The 5,910-nt window shown below is 33.8% G+C and carries 5 protein-coding genes; 3 read left to right on the forward strand and 2 right to left on the reverse strand.

What is annotated here, in order from left to right:
* Positions 1–683: 683 nt before the first annotated feature.
* Entirely contained in the window at positions 684–959 is a 276-nt protein-coding gene (locus WAZ07_RS25935; RefSeq protein ID WP_336474690.1) for a DUF3986 family protein, read from the reverse strand.
* Between the two features lie 283 nt (positions 960–1,242).
* Complete coding sequence (locus WAZ07_RS25940; RefSeq protein WP_336474691.1) at positions 1,243–1,722, reverse strand: DUF3967 domain-containing protein; 480 nt, start codon at positions 1,720–1,722, stop codon at positions 1,243–1,245.
* A 599-nt stretch (positions 1,723–2,321) separates the two neighbouring features.
* Here WAZ07_RS25940 and WAZ07_RS25945 point away from each other — a divergent pair.
* The 3 genes from WAZ07_RS25945 to WAZ07_RS25955 all read left to right on the forward strand — a co-directional run bounded on the left by WAZ07_RS25945 (position 2,322) and on the right by WAZ07_RS25955 (position 5,840).
* Entirely contained in the window at positions 2,322–3,611 is a 1,290-nt protein-coding gene (locus tag WAZ07_RS25945; RefSeq protein WP_336474692.1) for a plasmid recombination protein, read from the forward strand.
* A 226-nt stretch (positions 3,612–3,837) separates the two neighbouring features.
* Complete coding sequence (locus WAZ07_RS25950; RefSeq protein ID WP_336474693.1) at positions 3,838–4,515, forward strand: Rep protein; 678 nt, start codon at positions 3,838–3,840, stop codon at positions 4,513–4,515.
* Positions 4,516–5,363: 848 nt separating this feature from the next.
* Complete coding sequence (locus WAZ07_RS25955) at positions 5,364–5,840, forward strand: hypothetical protein (RefSeq protein ID WP_336474694.1); 477 nt, start codon at positions 5,364–5,366, stop codon at positions 5,838–5,840.
* The last annotated feature ends 70 nt before the right edge of the window (positions 5,841–5,910 follow it).

The following is a 5,910-nucleotide window of genomic DNA, read 5'->3' on the forward strand; positions in this document are numbered from 1 at the left end:
AAAATGGTGTTTCTTTAATAAAAGTTGCTTATCAGATTGATAGTTATGTAGGTCCAGCGTGGCTTATATATTGATTGTATTAAAACATTAAATAGTATTATCAAAAAAATAAGCACTCTTGAAAAAACATAAATTACCAATTTACTTATTTTAGATGTCATTTTTATATTGACATCTTTTTTTTGTTGTTATTTTCCGTTTTTTAGGTGTTCCTTTTTGGGTACACCCTATACCTTATAAACCCTTGTTATTACTGACTTTTTTCACTTTGCTCTTCTCACTCTTATATATAGGGCTAAAAGTTCCGCAAGGAACAGGTAGTATTTTTTGAGAAATCCACTCAAAAAATCTCCACCTTTTTCACTTCGCTCCATCCTTGCAAAACTTTTTTCGGCTCGTGTGCTTTTCTCGCCAAGCCGACAGACAAAAAGCAAAGCAATGATTCTCGACTTGGACTAGCAAGTATACGAGCCGAACCGCCTGGATCATTCGTCCCAAAATAGTGCTTACTCGAAAATTGATACGTAATACGTGGGGTTTCGCCCCCACACGACGAGCCAGCACTCTAGCCAAAAAGCAAAGGGACAGCTAAAAGACAAGATTAAAACCAAGATAAACAGAAAAATAATGAGCTATTCATATGGACAGCTCATTTACATAATTATCGTTATTGGAAGTTTTATTTAGCTGATAATCTTTGCATCACGTAACCATTTTTTGAAAAAAGAATCTCCTTCTTCAAATGACAAATCATTAGCATATATTACTCCAATTTTATGTCCGTATCTTGGAATATAAGGGAACTGTTCAGGGACATGAACGTCTTTGTAGTGTTCTGGTTCAAAAAATATATCCCATTCATCTACTCCTTCTTTTTTGTAGCCTATCGCTTCTATATCATATCCATTTTCATAATAGCCAATGTGTGCATGTTGGTGTTGTTCATATATGCTTTTCATAAAACTGCTCCTCTTTTCTTAGGGATTTCAGTAATACATCTCAACATAGTAAATTCTAAACATATAGAAGAAATACCTTCTGTATACTTCATACATATCCAGGTAACATAACGCACTATTATCGGTAGCAAGGAAAAAGGCGTCCCCTTACTCTCACAAGGGATTCGCCTTTTTCTTTTTCTATGACTCTATACATCTTTTTATACATTCCTATTCTGGCGCGCCTTTTGGTCTCCCCATCGTTCCCGATGTCTCCTTATTTTTTGCATAAAATCCTGTATATTTACTTCCAAAATTGCCACCACTTTTTTTCTTGAACAGCTGCCATTAACTTTTTGGTTTCTTGTATCTCCCTAATGTGTTGCACGAGCACTTGATCCCGTTCTTCTAATCTTTGAAAAATACGTTGCTCACTATTCAATAATTCTTGTTTCATTTCTTCTAACAATTCTTTTTTTAATTGTTCTCTTTCCATCTGCAAATCTATATCGAGTGAACGAGGGGCGCTTTGTGGAGTGAGCGGGACACGCTCATGCTCGCTCAATACTTGTTTAATCGCATCTTCTAGCTTTTTTCCCTGGCTTTGTAGTTGTTTCATTTTTTCTAATATGAGCACGTCCTGCTCAAGGAATGCGCGGCTATCTTGTTCTCCTTTTGAAAACACATATCCCTGCTTTTCAAACTCTAAACACCATCTGCGCAATGTACTTTTTCCCATATTTAAACGTTGTGCCACTTCATGATTCCAATATGCTTTTTCCAACAGAGCACCCCCGCTTAATTTTCATCATTATTTCGAGCAAGGGGTGCTCTGTTCCTTTTTTTAAGAAAAAACCAATTAACATATAGAATATAGTCCAATTTGTTTAGATTTGTCCCTGCTTATGTCCATCAAGATCAAGTTTTGGAAAAAATATTTTTCTTAAATTAATGGTGGTGTGGTGGTACCCATTATTAAGAGATTTAATTACTAGATTTAATGTCTGTCAACGGTAAGCGGACAGAATGAAGCGAAAGCGAAATGAAGGAGCATTAAGGAGTTGACAGACTCACTATGCAACCCTCTTGTGGTTGTCAAAAGGTACCCTTTTGACCCTGCCAACCGGCGAGGGAGCCCCTCAAGGATTGAGGGGTTGGGGAGTTCGATTAATGGGGTCTGGGGAATTTTTCCCCAGCAGGTTTGGACAGAGTCTAAGGTTTTGTTTTTTGCCATGCAAAGCATGGATCGGCGAAGGCCGACATAGCCTCGCAGAGCCTTTTCATTGTGTACGCGTAACGGAGTGGAGTGTCATAATACAGAAAAGGTTACTTTGCCAAAGTAACAAAGCTTTTGGTATAGTGGTAGCAAGGAGTTGATTCGTTATGAGCATGTCAGTTTCTCTTAAGAAGGCAACTAACAAAACCAACATCAAACACAATAACAGGACAATGAGCGAGAAGGAAAAAGAGCGAAATTCGCACATAGATTATTCAAAGTCTGACGAAAATAAATATCTTGTTCAGAAAGATTTAAAGAAATTGTATCAAGAAGAATTTGGAGAAGTGTTGGATAATTATAATGCCAAACAAAAACGTAACGACCGAAAAATTGATGATTATTATAAACACATTCAGTCCAGTAAAAAAACTGCGCTTCAGCAAGAAATGATTATTCAAGTTGGTGACTTGAACGATTTTATTTCCAATGCTGATTATGAAAAAGCGAATGAAATTTTGTTAGAGTGGTTTAAGGATTTTGAGAAACGAAATCCAAATTTAAAAGTTTATAATGCGGTCATTCATAATGACGAGGCTAGTCCTCATATGCACTTGAATTTTGTACCTGTGGCAAGTGGATATAAGCGAGGACTTGAAAAGCAAGTATCATTTGATCGAGCAATTACGCAACAGGATTCCACTCTAGATAAAACCCGCCCTTTTGATGATTGGCGAGAAAAAGAAGTAAAGTTGTTAGAAAAAATATTGAAAGAGCGTGGCATTGAACGAAAACTGGTTGGCTCAAATGAATATAAAGATGTGAACGAGTACAAAGAAAAAAAGGATTTAGAAAAAGAAATTCAATGGTTAGAAGGGGAAATTGTCAAAAAGAAAGATGAACTTGTAAAAGTCAGTGAGAAAATTCCTGAAAAGAAAATAAATCTAAAGAGCAAAAAGAAAGAGATTAAGACAGAGGTAACGCTTAAATTCATCGGGAAACCTGACATTATTGAAAAAGAAACTGGGAACTATGTTTATACACCAAAACAAATTGAACAATTGGAAGATTTGGTGACCGCAGCTGTCACTGTAAAAAAAGATTATGAGCGTTTGCAGACAACGGATCTAGTTCAAGAAAATAAAAATCTTCGTGAGGAAGTTTATCAAAAAACGAAGGAAAATGAACAATTAAAAAAGGAATTGGTGTCAGCTTCATTTGAAATTAGTTCGTTAAAAGGCGATATAAGCGATTTAAAGGTCCATATAAATGATTTAAAAGAAAACATAAGAGTTTTGTATGAACATACGAAAAAAATCTTTAAAGAGCAATTTAAGGCGTTTAGAGGGCTTATTAAAAGTGAATTGGATATGAAGGGTGTAGACAATCAATTTGAACGTGAGCATAAGAGAGAAATTAAAAGTAAACAGAAAGGATATGACATAGAACGTTTTTGAGTTAAAAAAATTTAGTGAAACTTTGTTGTTATCTGTCGGGTTATTAAAAACATGATAGAATGAAAAAAGAGCCATGCGGGAACATGACTCTTTTAAAAGGGTATTCTACGAAAATACCTAAAATCAATTTATCTGGTTATAGATTATCATAATTTGATTTATAATCAAATAGCAAAAAATAGGTATTTTTGTTGATTCCCTCAATTAAGGAGGAATTAACTTAGATATGACAAAAAAAATTATTGATTTTGGACAAGCTGAAAAAAATGCTAGAAAAAGAGATTTTGAAAAAGATTCAAAATCTAGAGAACAAGCAGAAGAAATAAAGAAGTCACTTTTACAACAGTTAAAAGAAATAACTGGAGAAGATTATTATGTCGGAACCAATAAAGATCCATTTGCAGGGGAGCCATTTAATCAAGTGATGCATAGAAATTTAGATTTATTAAATCGTATTGGTTATTTTAATCAGGCAGAGGGCGATTTTTTATTTCGAATTCAAGCTTATTTAGAGTTTAAAAGTAATGTAATTATTTGTAGAGAAGATAAATTTAAAAAGAAAAGAAAAAATATTGTTGAAGATGATCTTGATTTACCTAAGTCCGCGACAGTTTCGGATATTGCTGAAATGATTGGAAAATCTCGTAGACAAACATCTGAGATTATGAATTCTTTGAAGGAAAAAGAGATTTTACTTAATCCAGAAGGTGCAGGACAAATAACTGAAAATGGACGTACTGTAAGTCCTAGAACTTGGATTGTAAATCCTTATATTTTAATTTGTGCACCGAGAAAAAATAATGTTCAATTAGATAAATTAACTATGAGATTGTTTCAACATTCGTTAAAAAATCTTAAAGACTTAAATGGAAAAAAAGTAACTTTACCAGTTAGATTTTTTTAGACCGTGTCAATTTTTTGATACGGTCTTTTACTTTTGGTAATTTTTAGGTGTGAGGTTTTCCTCTCATTTATGTATAAAAGTGAGAGGAAAACCTCACACCCTGAAAAGTCAGATGAACCCAGTCATATCAAGGGTTTTTAACACTTTTTGCAGATGGTCTCTATTATCACTATTATTAAAGGCTAAAAGTTCCGCAAGGAATGGGTAGTATTTTTGAGAAAATCTCTCAAAAATCTCCACCCTCAAAATCAAAAAGAAAAGGCGATAGCCTTTTCTTTTTGATTTTGTCCTTGCAAAACTTTTTTCGGCAGGTATGGGCATGTGGCCAAGCCGAACATACCAAAAACGAGAATTTGGGTAGCACGACTTGGATTAGTAATTGTACCTGCCGAACCGCCTAGATCTACTGTTCAAAAATAAGCTCTTACTCTATATTTTTATAACACGAAAAGGGGCTAGCCCCTCGCTTCGATTTATCCCAGTTTTTACCTGGGGTTCGACCGAGATACGTGTAAAAATAGGTCATAGACTTACTTTTATTTCTATATGTGATTTATAGGGTTTATAAATGCCGTTTTGTCTAGTATGGGTACACCCTAATCATCCATCTGTTAGCTACTGAAAACACTTTGTTCCAACTGTATGATTAGTACCCCTAAATGTTAAGTTAGTGAGTGTTAGCCCCCATATAACTAGCTAACACTCACACTTAAAAACAGGAGTATGTACATTAAAACCAAATTCAAATAAATAGAAAAAAATTATAAAAATGTTATTTTTTGTTGATTTCTGTTATTTTTTGTATTATATTAATATTGTTTTTATAAATAGATCAAGGAGGTATACATATGAAAAAGAGTTTGAAAATTTTAATTTCTTTCTTTACATTGTTTTTAGTTTTTACAAGTTTTAATATTACATCTGCAAAAGCTGCGACTGATGGAGAGATATCAGCTGGTGATAATGTCTATTGGATTAATGTTAGAAGTACTAAAGCTTTATATGATTCTCCTACTGGTGGAAATCAAATTGGAGCTATCGGTCCTCAACAAATATATAATGACAATGTACATCAAGCTAGACTTCAAGTTAATACATGGTTAGGTGCTAAATGGATGCATTATACTACTGGAGAAGAAGTTTATTATGATATGAGATTTATTCATTGGCCTCAAAGAACAGTAGATGTTGTTAGGACGCAAAATTTATATGATACTGCATATGGTTCAAAAGCAAGTGCAATTGGAGCACAAAATGGTGTTTCTTTAATAAAAGTTGCTTATCAGATTGATAGTTATGTAGGTCCAGCGTGGCTTATATATTGATTGTATTAAAACATTAAATAGTATTATCAAAAAAATAAGCACTCTTGAAAAAACATAAATTACCAATTTA

It is taken from the genome of Bacillus bruguierae, assembly GCF_037104725.1.
GTDB classification, from domain to species: domain Bacteria; phylum Bacillota; class Bacilli; order Bacillales; family Bacillaceae_G; genus Bacillus_A; species Bacillus_A bruguierae.